General features: G+C 66.9%; 7 protein-coding genes. 5 read left to right on the forward strand and 2 right to left on the reverse strand.

Features of this window, described 5'->3' with window-relative positions:
* Positions 1–433 precede the first annotated feature (433 nt).
* Positions 434–4,927 (reverse strand): PAS domain S-box protein, encoded by a 4,494-nt coding sequence (locus BLS85_RS14325; RefSeq protein WP_176793761.1) that lies wholly within the window; start codon positions 4,925–4,927, stop codon positions 434–436.
* Between the two features lie 79 nt (positions 4,928–5,006).
* Positions 5,007–7,214 (reverse strand): putative bifunctional diguanylate cyclase/phosphodiesterase, encoded by a 2,208-nt coding sequence (locus BLS85_RS14330; protein ID WP_092787423.1) that lies wholly within the window; start codon positions 7,212–7,214, stop codon positions 5,007–5,009.
* A gap of 887 nt (positions 7,215–8,101) precedes the next feature.
* On the opposite strand from BLS85_RS14330, the gene BLS85_RS14335 reads away from it, so the two are divergent.
* From BLS85_RS14335 to BLS85_RS14355, 5 genes are all read left to right on the forward strand, one after another.
* Complete coding sequence (locus BLS85_RS14335) at positions 8,102–9,193, forward strand: ATP-binding protein (RefSeq protein WP_092787424.1); 1,092 nt, start codon at positions 8,102–8,104, stop codon at positions 9,191–9,193.
* Positions 9,186–11,591 carry a DUF5682 family protein gene (locus BLS85_RS14340; RefSeq protein ID WP_092787425.1) on the forward strand — a complete coding sequence of 802 codons (2,406 nt, stop codon included), beginning with the start codon at positions 9,186–9,188 and terminating at the stop codon, positions 11,589–11,591. Before BLS85_RS14335 ends, BLS85_RS14340 begins: the two co-directional genes overlap by 8 nt.
* Before the next feature lie 3 nt (positions 11,592–11,594).
* Positions 11,595–12,893 (forward strand): VWA domain-containing protein, encoded by a 1,299-nt coding sequence (locus BLS85_RS14345; RefSeq protein ID WP_092787426.1) that lies wholly within the window; start codon positions 11,595–11,597, stop codon positions 12,891–12,893.
* The gene (locus BLS85_RS14350) at positions 12,890–14,866 is read left to right on the forward strand and encodes a hypothetical protein (protein ID WP_092787427.1); all 1,977 of its coding nucleotides are present in this window, start codon (positions 12,890–12,892) and stop codon (positions 14,864–14,866) included. The genes BLS85_RS14345 and BLS85_RS14350 overlap by 4 nt, the downstream gene beginning before the upstream one ends.
* Positions 14,867–14,943: 77 nt before the next feature.
* Positions 14,944–18,945: a DUF4132 domain-containing protein gene (locus BLS85_RS14355; RefSeq protein ID WP_092787428.1), complete on the forward strand. Its 4,002-nt coding sequence runs from the start codon at positions 14,944–14,946 to the stop codon at positions 18,943–18,945.
* Positions 18,946–18,947: the final 2 nt, after the last annotated feature.

Genomic DNA, 18,947 nt, shown 5'->3' on the forward strand with positions numbered 1-18,947 from the left:
AGCGGCCCATCCATTCCAAACAAACGGCAGAATAGCCTGATATCGGTGCATTCGGAAGGCGGAATGATGTGATGAGAGAGCGCCACCCGAGCGATCCGGACCGGCTCGCAACGACGATTTCCCTAAATATCAAATGACTAGGGCGCGCTGTCTAAGTCAAAACTCACGGACCGTGCCCTCGCGTTCTTCGCCGCACCACCGTCGTTCCGCCCGCCCTGCCCGACCCGAAAGGCGCGATACCGGTCCATTCCGCGACGATGCGGACGCACTTCGGCTGTCGCCCTCTCCGTATGACCGACCAAAATCGTTGGCATTATGTCGCGTCCCGCTTTCGGAGATTACCGGTCGAGTCGAGGATGCGCCGGAACAGGCCGCGCGGGACCGCGACCTCGGCCATCTGCAACACAGGGGGCGGGCTGGTGAAAAATCCGCGCTAGGCACCGATTTTCTGCGAGGACTCTCGCTCAGGGGCACAGTGGGGCAAGGTCAGAATGAAGGTTGTGCCCGCCTCACCGTTACCGCTCTTCACCTCGATCTTTCCCCCGAGCGCACCGGTCACAAGGTTGTAGACGATGTACAGGCCCAGTCCGCTGCCGCCCTGGCCGAGCCGCGTGGTGAAGAAGGGATCGAACACCCGTGCCTGCACGTCGGGCGGAATGCCGACGCCATCATCGGCATGCGAGAACAGGATGGACTTCTGACCCAGGGCTCGCGCTCCGATCCGGATCACGCCCGACGGCTTGCCAGCGAAGCCGTGCGTGAGGGAGTTTGAGACGAGGTTGGTGATGATCTGTTCCAAGGGGCCGGGGAAGCTGTCCATCTCCAGGTCGGGGGGGATGTCGACCTCGATCCGGTGGTCCGTGCGCTTCAGCGTTGGGCGCATGGTGGACAGGACTTCCTCGGTGGTTTGCAACAGGTTGAACACGCGGCGGCGGACACTGGTCTGATCGATGGCGACTTCCTTGACGTGGCTGATCAGGTCCGCCGCGCGCACCGTGTTGCGCTCCAGCAGGTCGACGGACTCGCGTCCGGTTTGCAGGAACTCCATCAGGTGCGACCGGCGCAGCGCGCCACCCTCGACGGCGGTGGCCAGGCCCACGAGGTGCTCGCCAAGCGTGCTGGCCACCATGCGGGCATTGCCCAGCGGCGTGTTCAGTTCGTGCGCGAGGCCGGCGACCAGGTTTCCCAACGACGCCAGTTTCTCGGCCTGCATCAACTGGTTCATGGCCTGCTGCAAGGCGGCGGTGCGTTCGGACACCAGATCCTCAAGATGGCTTCTATAAGTGTTAAGCTCGTTTTCCGCGTTCTTCCGCGCGGTGATATCCACGGTCAATTCGACAATGCCGCGGAGGGTCTCTCCGTCCTTCACGGGGGCGAGGACGTTGCGGAAAAAGCGGACGTCGCGGTTCGCCGCCACCTGGAGTTCCTCGTCGACAATCTCTCCAGCCCGCACCCCATTCAGTTTCGCCTCCCACCGAGCGTCACGTCCTTGGTGGACGGTCGTATCCGCCGCGCGCTGGCCGATGACATCGCCCCATCGCCGCCTGGATGCGGAATTTTGCATAACGTAGCGGCCGTCGATATCGAGAAGGAAGAAGTCGAAGGGAATGCTCTCAATGGCCGCGCTCAGCCGGGCCTCGCTTTCACGCTGGGCCCGTTCGGCGCGTTTCTGCTCTGTAAGATCGTGGATCGAAGACAGGAACACTTTCTCGTCGCCGATGGAGATGATTTCGGCGGACCAGAGGATGTCGAGCGGTGTTCCGGTGCTGGTATAGAACACAATCGGGATGTCCCGGACCATGCCGTCCCGTTGGAGTTGCTCAATCGCGTTGGTGCGATCCAGGGGGGATTGCCAGACACCGGCCTCTGTGGTGGTCCGGCCGATCAGGTCTTCAAGCGAGGCTCCGAAAAGGTCCAGCCAGCGATCATTGGCGTCAATGATGCGGCCGTCCTCGATGGTCGAGATGATCATGGCCGCCGGGTTGGCCCGGAACGCCTTGGCGAACCGTTCCTCGCTCTGGCGTAGGGCTTCCTCGGCGCGTTTGCGATCCGTCATGTCCCGGACATTGGCCAGGATGGCCCGGCCGTCCCCGAAGGGAATGGCCCGGATGAGGGCCTCGACAGGAAACAGGGAGCCGTCCTTGGGCCTTCTGGCGATCCACTCCGAGCGCTCGATCCCGCCCTCTATGAGGCGGCTCCACAACGCGCGGTGCTGGTGTGCGTCATGTTCCGGGCCGCCCAGGTCCATGACCGAGTAGGTCGATGCTTCGCCGTCCTCCAGTCCGAACATTCTGAGCATGGAGTCGTTGACGGCCAGGATCCGACCCTCGGTGTCGTTGACGATGATAGCATCCATCGCATTGTCGAACACGGCGCGGTAGCGGCTCTCGCTCTCCGTGAGTTGCCGGAGCAAGAGCCAACCCGACAGCGCGTCCTCGATCCGCTCGGCGATGGCCTGGAACAGCCGTTGCTCGTTTTCGGTCCAGTCGCGCGGCGCATCACATTGGTGGAGCCCAAGCTGCCAGGGTTCTTGTGCCTGAGGGCGAAGCGCGATCGCCATGCGGCTGCGCGTCCCGTACGCCTTGAAGTCCTCCGACTCCGGCTCGAAGCCTGTCATGACGGGTCCCTTGCGGGCCAGCGCCTGCCGAAACACGGCCCGCAATGTTTCGTTCGGTTCGATGACACGCGACTCTGGCAAAACCCCGGCATAGTCGGTTTGGGCGGCCTCCATGGTGACCTCGATGGTTTTGGCGTCGGGATCGCATGGGTGCAGCAGATAGGCCCGGCCCGCCTGGAAGATGTCGCGAAGCTCCTGGGTGAGATCTGCCAGGATTGAGGCGTCTCGCTCGGGCCGGGTCAGGATCCGGGAAATGCGGTCCAGGCTTTCCAGGAACCGCATATGCTCGCGCTGGGCCTGATAGGATGCAAGATGTTGCCAAGTGTGGGCGATGATCTCAGCCACGAGACGCAGGAAACGGACATCGTTCTCCGACCACGGACGCCGTCGTTTGAGAGCATCCAGCCCAAGAAAACCAAGCAACCGGTTCCCGCCGATCACGGGAATACAGATCAGCGCATGCAGGCCGGGTTCGAGCAATGTCGGCTTGAACCGCAGGTCATGGTCAGAATCGCTGGTGCGGACCGCGATCACCTGCCCCTCTCCGAGCCTGTGGAAAAACGACGCGTAGTCCGAGACGGGCAGCGCCTGGAGGTCCTGGATTTGCGGGACGACGTCAGGCGCACACCACTCGTGCGTGTTGGTCGCGGTACTACCGTCGGGGGAGATGGAGAACAGGTACGTCCGATCCGCCCGCGTCAGGTCCCCGATGCGCGCGAGCATCCAATCGAGCCGCGTATCAAGGTCGTCCCACCCCGGTTTGATCATCAAGGCGGAGATGTCGCCGAGCGCCTGTTCGGAATCCAGGTGGTAGCGCAGCTTGGCCTCGGCCTCTTTCAGGTCCGTGATGTCGAGGTGACTGATCGCGAGGTGCGTGATGGCTCCCTCGGCGTTCCGGATCGGGAACACGCTCGTGTCCAGGTGCAGAACCTCGCCGGGGCCCGTTCTTCGCAGTTCGAAAAGGCTTTGAAAGCGGGCGGTCACTCCCTTGGACAGGACCCTCCGGATCAGCTCTAGATGCCCGCCGTTCTGGGTCCGGTCGTCCTTGAACAGTTTGTAGTCGTTGAGGACCTCGGGTGCGCCAGTCGCGCGGAAAAGCGCAATGGCAGCGTGGTTGTAGCGGACGACACGCCCCGTCGTGTCGAAAATGATCAATGGCATGGGGCTTTGTTCAATGATGCTGTTCAGGAACGCCTCAGATGAACGGATGTCTTGTTCCGCTTTTTTGCGTTCAGTAATATCTTGGGCAAAAGACAGGATTATTTCCTTGTCCCCGACTGATATGTAGTTTGCTGATATTTCGACGGAAAAGAAATGACCGTCTTTTGTCCTATGTCGCGTCTGAAAAACGTGAAGGTGATCTTTTCGCAGTTGAGCCCAGACTTCATAGAAAGCCTGGCGGGAGAAATCCGGGTCGAACACCTCGACGCCGGTTCCGATCAGTTCGTCACGATCGTATCCGAGGGACCGACAGCCCTGGTCGTTTATGTAGATAAGCTTCCCGTCGCTGTCGTGCCAGAAGATGGCGATGGACGCCCGGTCAATGGAGATCTGGGTCAGTTGAAGGGCCTTTTCGGCCTGTTTGCTTTCGGTGATGTCCAGGTGTGTGCCCAGTATCCGAAACGGGCGACCCATCTCGTCCCACTGCACCACGCGCGCAACGGCTCGAAACCACATGTAGTGACCGTCCGCATGCTGAAAGCGGAAATCGACGGCGATGTCCGTGCGGCGGCCCGATATGCAGTCGTCGTAGAGGCTTGCGATCTGATCTTGGTCCGTCGGATGGACCCACCCCTGCCATGTCGCGAGGTCCACCGCACGGCTCATATCGGGGCGCCCGAGCAGGGTGGCATGCGCCTCGCTGAACACAGCCTGTCCGGTGTTCAGGTCCAGCTCCCACAACGCCTGTCCCGACACATCGAGCGCGAGCGCCAGGCGTGCTTCGCTCTCGCGCAAGGTCACGTAGGACCTCTGGCCATTCGTTAGGGGGTAAGTGATGGCGCAGTTATGCTCCTGCCCGCCGATGCGGACGTGGTGGGCGACGACCTCGACGTCACGCGTCGATCCGTCGCGTCGCCAATGCCGGCCCTGAAACCGGAGTCGGCGGGCGGCGCGCAAGGAGGCCCAATGCTCGGGCCACCGTTCAGCCGGGAAGTCCCGATTAATGTCCCAGATGGACAAGGCGACAAGTTCGTCATGACTGTATCCGAGGAACCCACACACCGGCTCGGAGACATCAAGGATGCGACCGTCCGGGTCGATCCAGAACACCAGCGCATCGTCGTCGTGCGAGGCAGATTGGGAGTTCACGGTCAACTCCACTGCCGGTCGATTGACGGGGCCAAGCCCGCCCCCAAAGGGGCCGGCGCAAGGACAGGTTCAACGGCCTCTATCGCTGCGCGGCCAACCAAGCTTCGAACTCTTTCGCTGGCATGGGCCGCCCGAACAGATACCCCTGGCCCTCCTGACATCCCATCTTCAGGAGTTGCCGGCGCTGCTCCTCCTGCTCGACGCCCTCGGCGATGGTCACGAGATGCAACTGGTGTCCCAGCGCGATCACCAGTTCGGCAATGCCCGTGGCGTCGCCGTCCTCACCGATTTCCTTGACGAAGCTGCGGTCGACTTTCAGGCGGTCGACGTTGAGCTGTTTGAGCACGCTCAGGGATGAATACCCGGTTCCGAAATCGTCCATCGCCACGGAGATCCCCATGCGACGGATCTCCTGGATCTTGGCCGTGGTGGAGTCGATGTGGCCGATGGCCACGGACTCGGTCAGTTCCAGTTCAAGCTGCCCCGGGTCCACCTGGCAGTCGTGCACGGCGCGTCCCAAGGCAGGAACGAACCCAGGTTCGCGAAACTGCGTGTGGGAGACGTTGATGGCCATGCGGAAGGTCACATGGCCAAGGTCGGTGAGACGCTTCAAATGCCGACAGGCCGTGCGCAGGACCCACTCGCCGATGGGGACCGTCAGGCCGGATTGCTCCGCCAGGGGGATGAACTTGTCCGGCGGGATCGACCGGCCGTCGTCCGTTTGCCAGCGCAGCAACGCCTCCGCGCCCAGGACCTTGCCACTGATCAGATCGACCTGCGGCTGGTAGGCCAGGAAGAGGCGTTCTGCGGAAAACGCCACCCGCAAATCCGTCAACATGCGGATGCGTTCCCGGGCCGCCGCGCTGAGGTCTTCAGAAAACAAGGTTGCCCGGCCACGCTTGAGCACCTTGGCCTGTTTCAGGGCAATGCTGGCATTCTTCAGCATGTCCGCGTTTGCGTTCTGTTGCTGGCCGACCTTGATGAGGCTGGCGGTCGCCGACACGCGCAGCATCTCGCCATTCAAATCGAAGGGCGCGGCGAAGATGGCCTCGATCCGGCTGGACGTGACCAGGTCCGCCGATCCAAGCACGCTAAACGTGTCGCTGCCGACCCGGGCCAGAACCGCCGCCGGCGTGAAGACACTGGTCAACCGGCGCGAGACGGCCTCCAACACCCGGTCGCCGAAGTCGTGGTCGAGCACCGTGTTCATCTCGGCGAAGTCATCCACGTCGACCAAAGCGAGAACCGTGTCCTTGCCGTTGACACGCCCGTCGACGATCTCGATGAACCCTTTGCGGTTCGGCACGCGGAGAAGTGGATCCGTGTAGGCGTAGTCGTAAAGGCGCTGCTGGAGCAGGACGTTCTCGAATCCCACCGTGGCATTGGCGCAGAACACCTCGAGAAGGTTCTTGCTGACCGCGTCGGGCTCTTTTTCCACGTCGATATACGCGGCAATACCGGCTGTCTCACTGACGCCGAAAAAGAAGCACATGCCGTGCGCCATCACGTGCTGCCGGCTGTCCAGGCAGTCGCACAGGGCACGGCGCATGGCGCTGTCCGGCAGGTCCTCCAGAAGGCGGTCGATCAGGTCCCGGTACCGGCCGGCCGCGGCGATCACCCGGGGCGGCGAGCCGTCCGACGCGGTCACGGCGCAGATCAGGCCCTCCGGCTCGATCCCCAGCATCGCGCTGAGCTGCGTGACGACGCCCTCCGCGTAGAGCCGGAAGGCCCGCAGCTTCGCAAGGCCGGTGCTGGCGGAGATGATCAACTCCAGGCCTTTCCGGTTCATCTCCAACTGGTGGATTTGCCAGTAGGACCGGATCGCCGCCGCCAAGGTCGTGAACAGACGAATGCGGGTCAGTTCGGATTTGGTCTTGTAGTCGTTGATATCATAGGTGCGAATCGTATCGATTTCCGGTGCGTAACCCGGCTGGCCCGTCCGGAGAACGATCCGAACCGACCTGTTTTCCAGTTCGTTGCGGATCCGGCGGACCAGTTGAAGGCCAGCGTCTTCGGTTTCCATGACCACGTCGAGCAACACGACTGCGATGTCAGTCTGGTCGCCCAGAACCTGGTAGGCCTCCTCCGCCGAATACGCGTGAAAGAGCCGAACCATCCGCCCTTCGATAAGCAGATCACGCAAGGCGAGCTGCGTGGCTTCATGGACATCAACCTCATCATCGACGACGAGGACGGGCCAAGATTGAAGTACCTCGGATGGACTTTCGACGTCGTCTTCAGCAAATGTGAATGACGCATCTTCGTCCAAAAGGCGTCCATCAGACATCAGTCAACCGCCGACTGCGCTTTGGTGTGTTAGAGGCCATACTGCTTCAATCGCGGAAAAAAGACAACATTGCGTCACTCAACGTTGCCCCCCTGGAAGAGCTTTGGATGTTAGCCCTAGCACCCGGATCGTCTGAAAAATAGCGCGGTTTCGTTGGAAGGCTCCCGCGATTCCTCACTTCACCGTAGGCGGACGTCGTCTCCGTACCCCGCGCCACGATGCCGTCCAGCACGGCAAGAACATCGCGTTTGGCAATGGTGCTGATCAGCCGGCCCTGCCGGGAGGTGACGCCAGGCTCAATTGGCAACGCACAGCGATACTCGCGCACGGCCCCGGGACGGGTGTTGCGCTCGGCTTAGCTGGTGATGAACTCGGCAGCGGCAAGAGGCGTGTGACCGCCGCTGCGGTGAGCTTCGTGTTCGGCATCGGCCGCTCCCTTCCGAGGTACCGCCGAGGCACCGAAAACCGGAGGAGAGGATATGGAGGGGGTTCAGAGAGATGGTATCGGATCCGAAGGGACGGAACAACGCAGTGGATCACGTTCCCCAGGGCGGGCGCCACCCTTCCGTGGGTGTCGCGCCAATTCATGCCGCGCCAATCCATGAAGTGTTGTTTCCCAACGGACCTACCACCTTACGACGCTAGGCCATGTCACTGTCACGGTAGCGTTGTTCTGCGGCTTCGGCCGCCCTATCATGCCAAAATCACGAGTTATCGATCCCCCCGCGGTAGGGAGAGCACATCTCCCTCCGGTTCTGGGGCCAAGTCCCGCCCGAAAACCTGCGCGACGCGGGCCGGCCCAAGGGTCAGGCCGTCGCGGCATGGTTGTGGTTAGGGGCCGGCGGCGGATCGGCCGGGAACTCTGGTCAAGGAGCGACGGAACAGCCATGGAACCGGACATCCAGCAAGCCCCCGCCGAGGTGCGCTACGCCGAGGATCTGGCCCGGCTGGCCGCCGTGGATCGCGGGCCGAAACCCAAGGGGTGGGTGTTGTCGCCGCGCGCCGTGCGCCGGTTCGTGTTGGGCGACCCCGATCTTGGCATCGTCCAGAAGTTCTATGGTGACGACTCACTGGTCGACCGGTGCATCGTCTCCCTGATGGGCCAGCAGGGCCTGATGATGGTGGGCGAGCCGGGCACCGCCAAGTCGATGCTCTCCGAACTGCTGGCCGCCGCCATCAGCGGGGATTCGCGTCTGGTGGTTCAGGGGTCGGCCGGCGTGATCGAGGACCACCTGCGCTACGGCTGGAATTACGCGCTCCTGCTGGCAGAAGGGCCGAGCGAACGGGCCCTGGTGCCGTCGCCGATCCTGACCGCCATGCGCGCGGGCAAGATCGCCCGCATCGAGGAACTGACGCGCTGTCCGCCCGAGGTGCAGGACGCCATGATCTCCCTACTGTCGGAAAAGACCGTGGTCATCCCGGAACTTGGGGCCGGCGCCGAGGTCCGCGCCGTGGCCGGCTTCAACGTCATCGGCACCGCCAACCTCCGCGATCTGGGGGTGAACGAGATGTCCAGCGCGTTGAAGCGGCGGTTCAACTTCGAGACCGTCCACCCCATTGCCGACCCGGTGTTCGAGAAACGCCTGGTGGCGACGCAACTGCGGGAGCGGATGGCCGACCATCCCGCTGATGTGGCTATGGGCGACGACGTTTTGGATCTTCTGGTCTCGGTGTTCCGGGACCTCCGCACCGGCCGCACCGCCGACGGGGCCGCGGTCGACAAACCCAGAAGCGTGATGTCCACGGCCGAGGCGGTGAACGTGGCCCAAGCGGCGGTCCTGGAGGCCGCCTACCTGGACGAGGGGCCGGTGACCGGTGCCCACGTCGGCCGGCAGTTGCGCGGGGTTGCGTTCAAGGACGACGGCGACGACGCCCGCAAGCTACGCGCCTACGCCGACACCATCGCCCAAGCCCGCGCCGAACGCAGCCGCGCCTGGGCCGCCTTCGCGAAAACGGTGAAGGCCGGACTGCATGGATGACGATCCGCCCTGCGCCGATCCCCTGTTCGACAGGGTCCTCCGTCGCCTGACTCAGGCCGACCGGGGACTCCATTTCGCGCCGATCCGCCACCACTCGCCGGCGTGCGCCTGGGCGGTCCGGCAGATGATCCGCGATGTTCGCCCCCGGCAGGTGCTGATCGAAACCCCCAGTGATTTCCACGAGCACATCCCGGCGCTGCTGGACCCGGCGACCCGCCCGCCGGTGGCCATCGCCGCCTTGATCGATCACCCGCAGCGCCCGCGCGTGGTGGCCTACGCCCCCTACTGCGACCACTCGCCGGAGTATGTGGCCCTGCGCGAGGGGGCCGCCCAGGGCGCCCGCCTGCGCTTCATTGATCTCCCTTTGGCAATCCGAGTGGAGGACAACGAGCCGCCGGCCGAACAGCCCCTGCCGCTGCTGGAGGATCCTCGTTTCGACAGCAGCGACTACGTGGCCGATCTGGCGCGACGAACCGGCTGCCGGGACGGGTTCGAACTCTGGGATCATCTGTTCGAGCGGCAGCTCGGCGGCCGGGACTGGCGCGCCTTTTTCGAACAGGTCGGCGCCTACTGCACCGGCATCCGCAGGACCACCGGCGCCGCCGCGATCACCGCGTCGGGATGGGATCGGCGCGAAGCCCACATGCGGGCGGCCCTCGCCGAGGCCATGAAAGATGAAGGACCGGTGGTCGTGGTGATCGGCGGCTTTCATCTGGCCGCCCTGGTCGACCCAGGGGCGCCGCCGCCCTCCCGGCCCGGGACCCGCGCCACGACCCGTTCCTACCTCATCCGGTACGGATACGCGGCGATGGACGCACTGTCCGGCTATGCGGCCGGGTTGCCGCAGCCGGGGTACTATGCGGCGCTCTGGCAGCGGGCGATGGCCGCCGACGGGGTGCCGCACTGGCATGACGCGACCCTGGACTTGGTAACGGAGTTCGCGGGCGCCATGCGCGCCGCCGGGCAGGCCATTCCGGTTCCGACGCAGGTGGAATGGCTGCGTCTGGCCGAGGGCCTGGGAACCCTGCGAGGACGGCCGGGCGCCTTTCGGCACGACCTGATCGACGCCGCGCGCTCCGCCCTGGTCAAGGGCGAGGCCGGCGAGCCAGAGGCCTGGACTGCTCGGCTGATCGCGTTCCTGCGCGGCTCCGCCCTGGGAGAGGTTCCGTCGACGGCCCTGTCCCTGCCCCTGGTGGACGACGCCCGCCGCCGCGCGGCCACCCATCGGCTGGAGATCGACGACACGGCCCAGCGGCGGCGCAAGCTCGATCTGCGCCGCAAGCCCGCGCATCTGGCGGCGTCGCGCTTTCTGCATGCCATGGCGATGCTGGGCACCGGCTTCGCGCGCCGCGAGGCCGGTCCGGACTTCGTCGACGGCCGGCGCACCGACCTGTTGTTCGAGGACTGGGCCTACGCCTGGACCCCGTCGGTGGACGGACGCCTGATTGAGGTCTCGGATCTGGGCGACGACGTGCCCACGGCCTGCCTGCGGCTGTTCGAGCGCCGCTGGCGGGCCTTGTCCGACGACGGCCGCGGCGACGATCTGGACGGATGGTTGCGCCTGTTCGCCCAGGGCCTTGTTGTCGGGTTGGGGGCGAAGCTGACGCCCTTCCTGGCGGCCCTGTCCGCCGCGATCCGGAGCCACGGGGAGTTCGCCGCCGTCGCTGCGGCCCTGCGCCGGCTGCAGGTCCTGGCCCTGTCGCGCGGTCCGCTGGGCATCCCGCCAGAGATCGATGTCACCGACCTGCTCGGCACGGCCTATCACCGCCTGGTGTTCCTCTGCGACACCCTGCCGCAGACCCCGGCGGACTTGGTGGCCGCGCGACTGCGGGGCCTGCGCGTAGTCATCGAGGTCCTGCGGGGACCGGGGGGAGAGGCGCTCAACCCCGACCTGTTCGACGACGCCATCGACCGCGTCGTCGATGCCCAGCCCAGGCCGGAGATCCTCGGGGCGGTGTTGGCCCTGTGCGTCCAGTCCGGGCGCCGTTCGGACGCCGATCTGGTGGCCGCGACGGAGGGACACTTCGCGGGATCCCTGGCCTCGCCGGAGGATCGCACCGGCGTGGTGCGCGGCGTTCTGGCCACCGCGCCGGCCCTGGTGTGGCAGGTGGAGGCCCTGCTGGGCAGCATCGACCGCCTTCTGACCAGCCTGTCCGAAGACGACTTCCTGACCCTTCTTCCCCATCTGCGGCTGGCGTTCACCGCCCTAAGCCCGGGGGAGACCGATCGGCTGGCCCGCCGGCTGGCCGAACTGCACGGCTGCGGCATCGCCGCGCTCATGCCGGATCCGGGTGCCGCCTGGAGCCCCGACGACGTGCGGCGCGCCACCCTCGCGGACCGGGCCGTGCGGGGCTCCATCGCCGCCGACGGGCTCGGCACCTGGCTGCTAGGGGAGTGATTCATGGGTTCGGCGGCGGAGGCACAACGGCGGTGGCGGCTGGTGCTGGGGCGCTATGCCGATCCCGCCCTGGGCGGGGTGCAGGGCCGCGACGCCCGCATCGACGAAACGCTGGAGTTCCTGTATGGCCGGGAATACGAGGCTCGGGGGCTTCACCGCGACACCCGCCCGGGTGCCGTCGATCAATTACAGGCCAAAGCCGCCGGGTGGCTGGACGGAGCGGTCCATCTCCATGCGCGGATGGTCGAGGCGCTGACCGGCCGCGGCGGCAGCCCGGGTGCGGGCCATGGGGGCGACCCGCAGAACGGCGAAGCCGCCCCGGCCAATGCCAGCCGTGGCAAGGGACCCGGCTCCCTGGACCTCACCCAGATACGGGCCATCGACTGGGTGGGCCGGGCGCGCACGCTGTTCCCGGCGCCCGTTTTCGAGGTCCTGCAGACCCATGCCTTGCAGCGCTACGGCATTCTCGATCTGCTCAACGACCCCAAGACGCTTGAGGGCCTGGAACCCAACCGCGATCTGCTGAAGGTGCTGCTGCGCTACCACGGGCGTGCCGATCCGGCGGTCAAGGACAAGCTGCGCGCGATTGCCCGTCAGGTGATCCAGGAGATCCTCGCCCGTCTGCGGATGGATCTGCGCCGGGCCCTGTCCGGCCGCCGCAACCGCTTCCAGCGCGGCGCCCTCAAATCGGCCGCGAATTTCGACTGGCGCGCCACCTTGCGGGACAACCTCAAGACCTACGACGCGGACCGGCGCCGCATCATCGCCGAGCGCCTGCGCTTCAACGCCCGCACCCGCCGCCACCTGCCCTGGCGTATCATCCTGTGCGTCGACCAGTCGGGCTCCATGAGCGACAGCATCATCCATGCCGCCGTCATGGCCACGATCCTCAGTGGTCTGCCGAGCGTATCCGTCCGCATGGTGCTGTTTGACACATCCATCGTCGATGTGTCCGACCGCCTGTCGGATCCCCTGGAGACGCTGATGTCCGTCCAGTTGGGCGGCGGCACCAACATCGGCGCGGCGCTGGCCTACTGCGAAACCCTGGTGACGACACCGGAGCGCACCCTTCTCGCCGTGGTCAGCGACTTCGGCGAGGGGGCCGCGCCCGAAACCCTGTTCGGGACGGTCGCCCGCCTGGCCGAGGCGCGTGTCCGCCTGATCGGGCTGGCGGCCCTGGATGACGAGGGGACGGCGGCCTACAACACGGTGATTGCCCAAAGGCTGGCCGACCTGGGCATGCCGGTCGGGGCCATGACGCCCGACCGCTTCGCCCGATGGCTGGCGGACGTGATCTCATGACGCTGGAGGCCATGCTCGCCGCCCATTCCGACCTGGCGCTGGAGGGCCTGGCGTCGAAGGGCCTGCTGCGCCGGGCGCGGCGGGACCACGAGGCGGGTCGGGCCTCCGTCCTGGAGCGGACCGGCGGCGAGGCCCGGGTGCAGGCCGACGGGCAGACGGTGGAGATCGACGGGCGTGGGCCGGCGGCGGCCCGCTGCGATTGCCCGGCCACCGGGATCTGCCGCCACATCCTGCTGGCGGTGCTCGCGCTCAGGGATGGCCCCTCCCCGCCGCCGGACACCCCCGAAGCCTCACCCGCGCCCGCTCCCCCGAACGCCGCCGCCGACGTCGCCGCCCTGCCCGAGGACGCGCTGGCTGCGTTCGCCGGCGCCGACCTTTCGGCGGCGCTGCGGATCGCGGCGGAGGGAGCCTCCATCGAGGACGACGGCGCCGGTTGCCATGTGGCCTTCCCCGAGCCCAAGGGGCGCGTCACCTTCATTGCCGGACAGGGGCTTGCGGGGGCGGCCTACAAGGGGCCAAAAACCCGCCGCCGGCTGTATGTGACGGCGGCCGCGCTGTGCCTGCGGATGGCGGCCGGGGTGGCCTTGTCCGACGACCGGCGCCGGAACGCCGAGCCCGAGACCCCGTTGGACACCGCATTCTGTCACGCGGTTGCCGACACCGTGACCCGGGCGGTGCCGGCGGTGCTGACCGGGGCCGCCGACATCGCCCAGGACCTTCTGTTCGATGTGGCGATCTCCGCCCGCGCGGCGGCCGCGCCGCGCCTAGCCGCGCATTTGCGGGGGCTGGCCCATGCCGCCGATCTGGCGGCCAAACGGGATGTGGCGTTCGACCCCATCGCCTTCCTGACCGCCGCCGGAAACGCCTATGCCCTGGTGACCGCCCTGGCGCAGACGCCCGGTGACCCGGCGCTGACCGGCACGCTGGCCCGCGCCTATGCCCCGGACGCGCCGATGTCCCTGTGGCTGCTGGCGGCCGTGCCCTGGCAGACCGCCTCGGGTGCGCGCGGGCTGACGGTCTACGGCTACGCGCCCGAGACCGGCACTTGGCACGCCACCACCGAGGCCCGCGCCGCCGGCATCGACCCGGCGTTCGATGCGGCCAGGGAATACGGCCGGGGAGTGTGGGCGGCCGGGACGGCGCAGGCGCTGATGGGGCGCCGCCTGCGGCTGCCGGCGCCCCGCATCGCCCCGGACCGGCAGATTGCCCGCACCCTGCCCGAACCCGCGGTGCCGCTGGATGATCCGCTGGACACCGCTGTCCTGGAGGCAGCCGGCTTCGACGACTGGGGGGCCTGGCGGGCCTACGTTCGCGCCGAGGCGAGGCAAGGCCTGCGGCGCCGGGCGACACCGGTGCCGGCGATGCTCTTGCCGCGCCGGATCACGGATCTGACCTTCGACGATCTGGCCCAGCACGACCGCCTGACGGTGATCGACCGAAGCGGCGCGCCGTTGGCGCTGATCCTGCCGCCTGGGAAAAACGATCTGGCGGCCCGTGTGCATGCCGTCGCGGGGTCCATCCGCGCCATCGTCGTCGAGGCCCGGGCGCCCGGGCGGGGGACGGCGGTCCACGCGGTGTCCCTGATCCGTGCGCAGCCGGACGGCGCCCTGCGCGTGGTCAACCTGACCCTCGACCCCATCAAGCCGCCGCGCGGCGGACAGGCCGCGCTCGCCCACCTGCGCGCCCTGATCCCCACCCGGTCGGCGCCGGTGACGCGCCGTGACGATCCCCTGCTGCGACTGACCACGCGGGCCATGGAGGCCATGCACGACCTTGTAACCGTGCCCGGCCGACCGCCCGACCGGGCGCTGATCCGCACCATGGCGGACGTCGGCCTAGCCTCTCTGTCCGAGGCCCTCGACCGCGCCTACGCGGACCCCACCCCGGCCACCATCCTGGCCGTCGCCTACCTGGCGAGCGAAGTGCGCGCTGCCCTGTCGGCAGCAGACACGGAAGCGGTAACGGAAATTTAACGCACAATCTAAAGATTAACCGGACACTTCCTGGGTGTTTTCAGCCACCGACAGGCGCAAACGTGAGGGCTACCCCAATGGACACCCCCGCCGACACCGACCAGGACCTGCTCGGCCCACCGCTGTTCGACCGCGCCCTGATCGAACGCAGCCGCGCGGAAAACCGGCCGCTGTTCGGGCATGTGGCCGGGCTGTACTGCGATATCCTCGCGAAGAGCCTGCAGGACCGCCGCCAGTCCCAACGCAGCCCTGCCAACACGGCGAAACCGAAAGGATTGATGTCAAGGCTGTCCGGCCTTGGCTTCTTCGGTGGACAAGCTGGAAACGACCGCGAGCGCACGTTTCGCGATGACCTGATCCGTTGGATCGAGGGCCAGAGCGACGTGGCACCAGCCATCCCACCCGGCTACATCGCCTCGGACGAGCGTTTCGGCGATGACGCTTACATGATCGCCCTATGTTCCGCACTGCATCCCGACGCCTGCTGGGATGCCAGGGGGGCGAACCGACTGGGGAAGTTCCTGCGATTGAGCCGGAGCCGGGCTCGTGTCGGGGGTCCGGGGCAGTCGTCGGACGACATGACCCTGATCACGGACTACGACGCGGCCCTTGAGTATCTGGCTGTTCTCCAGGGCTGTAAAACACAGTTCAAGGCCACGATCGACGCCGCAGGCACCGTGATTCGCCGCTTCGAATCCCTGGGCCTCACCCTGCCCCGTCTCGGCGCCATCCTCGGCGTCGACGCGATGGGCGCCTTTCGGACCCTGGCCAAGTTCTCCGGCTTCGAAAACCCGACCGTCACGCCCATTGATCGCTACAAGATCGCGCCGCGCCCGATTCTGGTCACCGGCATCGGCGGCTTCATGGCGGATCACGCCGGTCAGATAACCGAGGAGGTCTGCGCACAGCCGGACACCGCCATCGGTCTGGTCCTTGAAACCGCCCGCTACTTCGACGCCGAACCGGTGTTCGGCAAGGCCACCTTTCGGATCGCCGCGGAGGCTTCGGTCTCGCGACGGAAGGCCGCAGAACCCTTTGTTGCGGTGTACCCCGCCGACCGGCTTCAGGCGGCGTGCGAGGACGCGTTCGCCACCCTGACCCCGGCGGCGCGGGCGCGCCTGCTGGAGATGCTGGTGGTCAAGCGACCGGACGAGGCGCGCACCCTGTTCCCCCGCTGGCTGGAGACCGAGGCGGCCGCCAAGCCCAAGGCGGTAATGGAAACCGCCCTGGACCGCTGGGCGCAGGGCGCGGGCGGTGCAGGCGTGGGCGCGGCGGCCCAGCCGGACGCGCCCCCCGACGACGAGACCGGCTACCTGGCCTTGGACGGCACCCGCGTCACCCTGCCGCCGCTGCCGGAGGAGGAGCCGCTGCCGCCGCTGGAGGAAGCGGCTTTTGATCCCTTGCGGCCTCTTGTCAGTGAGTACAATCAACGGGTAAGGGCGCATAACGAGAAGGAACTGCGGTGGGCCGGGAGCCAGACGCACCGCAAGCCGAGTTTTAAGCCGGAAATCGACGCCATTGCCCTAGCGAACAGCCAGCGACAAGCCATGAACCAAACATTGCTGCCGAAACCGAAAGACTCACACGGTCGCAGCGCGGATACAGCGCTTTATTTGTTGAAGAAGAGCTTCACCGATCTATACGCCACGTTTTCCGGCCTGGACCCCGAGCCGATGCGGCGGATGTTCGACCAGGAGGCGGTCGACTGGCGCCATTTGATCAACCTGTCCAACAACAACAAGAACCTGTTCGGCAGACTCGACGTCCTGTACGGCGCAACCGCGGACGACCGGCACCTGGAACTGGGGGCGCTGTGGCGGCGCATCGAGGCCGGTCTGGACATCCGCAGGGTCGTGCGCTTCAAGCCCGATCTCCTTCCCGTGCCAGGAGATGCGTCGTACCGCCTCCAGCACTACTACGAATCATTGGACATATCCCCGTACGCCGCCGAAACCCTGTGGCCGGGCTTCCTGACCCGCCTGCCGAAGCTTCTGGAGAACCTGCGCGCCACCGAACGCAAGGACAGCGCCCGCGGGGATGACAAGGCGAGGCTGGTCACCGACAGCCTGACCATCCTGGCCCAGTTCCCGAAGGCGCCGATGTGTGTGGTCCCAGACCTGCTACGCCTGGCCCTGGGACCGGAACGGTCCTGGCGGCGGCCCGCGCAGGACCTGCTGGCCGATCATCCGGCGGCGACCGCGCTGTGCGTGGAGACCCTGGGCGACCGCAACAGCGCGCTGCGCATCGACGCCGCCCGCTGGCTGGCCCGCCGGGGCGATGCCTCCGCACTTCCGGCGGTGGAGAAAGCGCTCGCCAAGGAAAAGCTGCCCAATGCGCGCGCCGCCCTGATGGGCGCGGTCAAGGCCCTGGGCGGCGACCTGCGCCGCTGGCTGGACCCGGCGGCCCTGCAATCAGAGGCCGAAAAGGGCCTCAAAACCCTGAAGCTGGACGCCGTCGATTGGCTGATGCCGCGTCTGCCCCGCGACCTGTGCTGGGCCGACGGCACGCCGCTGTCGCCGCAGATCCTGGACTACTGGATCGCGCTGGCCGTCAAGCTGAAGGAGCCCGGCGGCAACGCCCTGTTCCAGCTCTGGCTGGACGAGTTGCGGCCCCAGGACGCGGCGCGCCTGGGCCTGACCCTGTTCCGCGCCTGGCTCGCCCGCGACGTGCTGCCCCGGGGCGAGGCCGAGGCCCGCGCCGAAATGGCCACCATGACCCCCCAGCAGATCACCTCCGAAAGCTATCGGTACATGTCCTGGGAGGCGTGCCGCCAGGCCTCCTTCGAGGAGAAGGCGGCAGCGATTCTCAAGGGCCTGGCCGAACGGGAGAGGAGCGCCATCGACGCCAAGGGCGTACTGGGGCTGTGCGCACGGGCGCCGGGGGGCGAGATCGCCGCCCTCGCCCGGCCCTACCTGAAAAAGCACGGCGAGCGGGTCAACCAGGCCAAGGCGGTGCTGGAGGCGGTGGCCGCCATCCCCGACGTGGCGGCGATCCAGGTGATCGTCGGCGCCGCCGACCACACCCGCCAGAAGACCGTGCAGCAGCTTGCCCAGGAGTTGATGGAGGGCATTGCCGCCGCTCGCGGCTGGACTCCCGAGGATCTGGCCGACCGCACCGTGTCGGCCTGCGGGTTCGAAAACGACGGGACCCAGGCCGTGGACTGCGGCGCCGGCCGCATCTTCGTGTTGCGGCTGGACGACTCGGCGGCGGTCCAGGTCCTCAATCCCGACGGCAAGGTGGTGAAGGCCCTGCCGGCCCCGGCCGGCGACGACGAGGACCAGGCCAAGGGCAAGGCGGCCCGCAAGACCCTGACAGCGGTGAAGAAGCAGCTTGCCCAGACGGTCGAACACCTGACCGCCCGCTGGATCACGGCGATGTGCGTCGAGCGCGCTTGGCCCCTGGAGGACTGGACCGCCTGCTTCGCCACCCATCCCGTGGCCGGCCGTCTGGCGCAACGCCTCGTGTGGCAGGGTCTGGACGCCGATGGAACGCCGGTCTCCTGTTTCCGGCCGCTGGCCGACGGGTCGTGGAGCGACGCCGAGGACGGCACGGTCGATCCGTCCGCCGTCGCCGCCGTGCGCCTGGTGCATGCGGGCCTACTGACGGGCGAGGATGTCGCGGCGTGGCGCGCGCACCTGACCGATTACGAAGTTGCGCCTCTGTTCGACCAGTTCCTGGCCCCGGTTGACCTGACCGAGGCCGAGGGCAAACGGACCGAACTTCATGATCGACGCGGCTGGATCATCGAAACCTTCACCCTGCGCGCCCAGGCCACCAAACGCGGATACGAACGCGGGCTGATCGGCGACGGCGGCGGATTCACCACCTACGTCAAGCGGTTCCGGGCGGCCGGGCTGGAAGCAGAACTGCGGTTCTCGGGCAGTTGCGTTCCGGAAGAGAACGAACCCTGCGCGTTGCTCGGCCTCGCCGTCTGCAAGCCCCGGCAGGGATGGCACGGCCGCCCGGTGGCTCTGGGCAGCGTGCCGCCCGCCTTGCTGGCCGCGTTGCGTGCGGACTTCATCGCCATCGGCGACGCGGGCAGCGGTTATGCCGAGGACTTCGAAAACTACGGGCCGTGATC

Source organism: Rhodospira trueperi (assembly GCF_900101965.1).
Classification (GTDB): domain Bacteria; phylum Pseudomonadota; class Alphaproteobacteria; order Rhodospirillales; family Rhodospirillaceae; genus Rhodospira; species Rhodospira trueperi.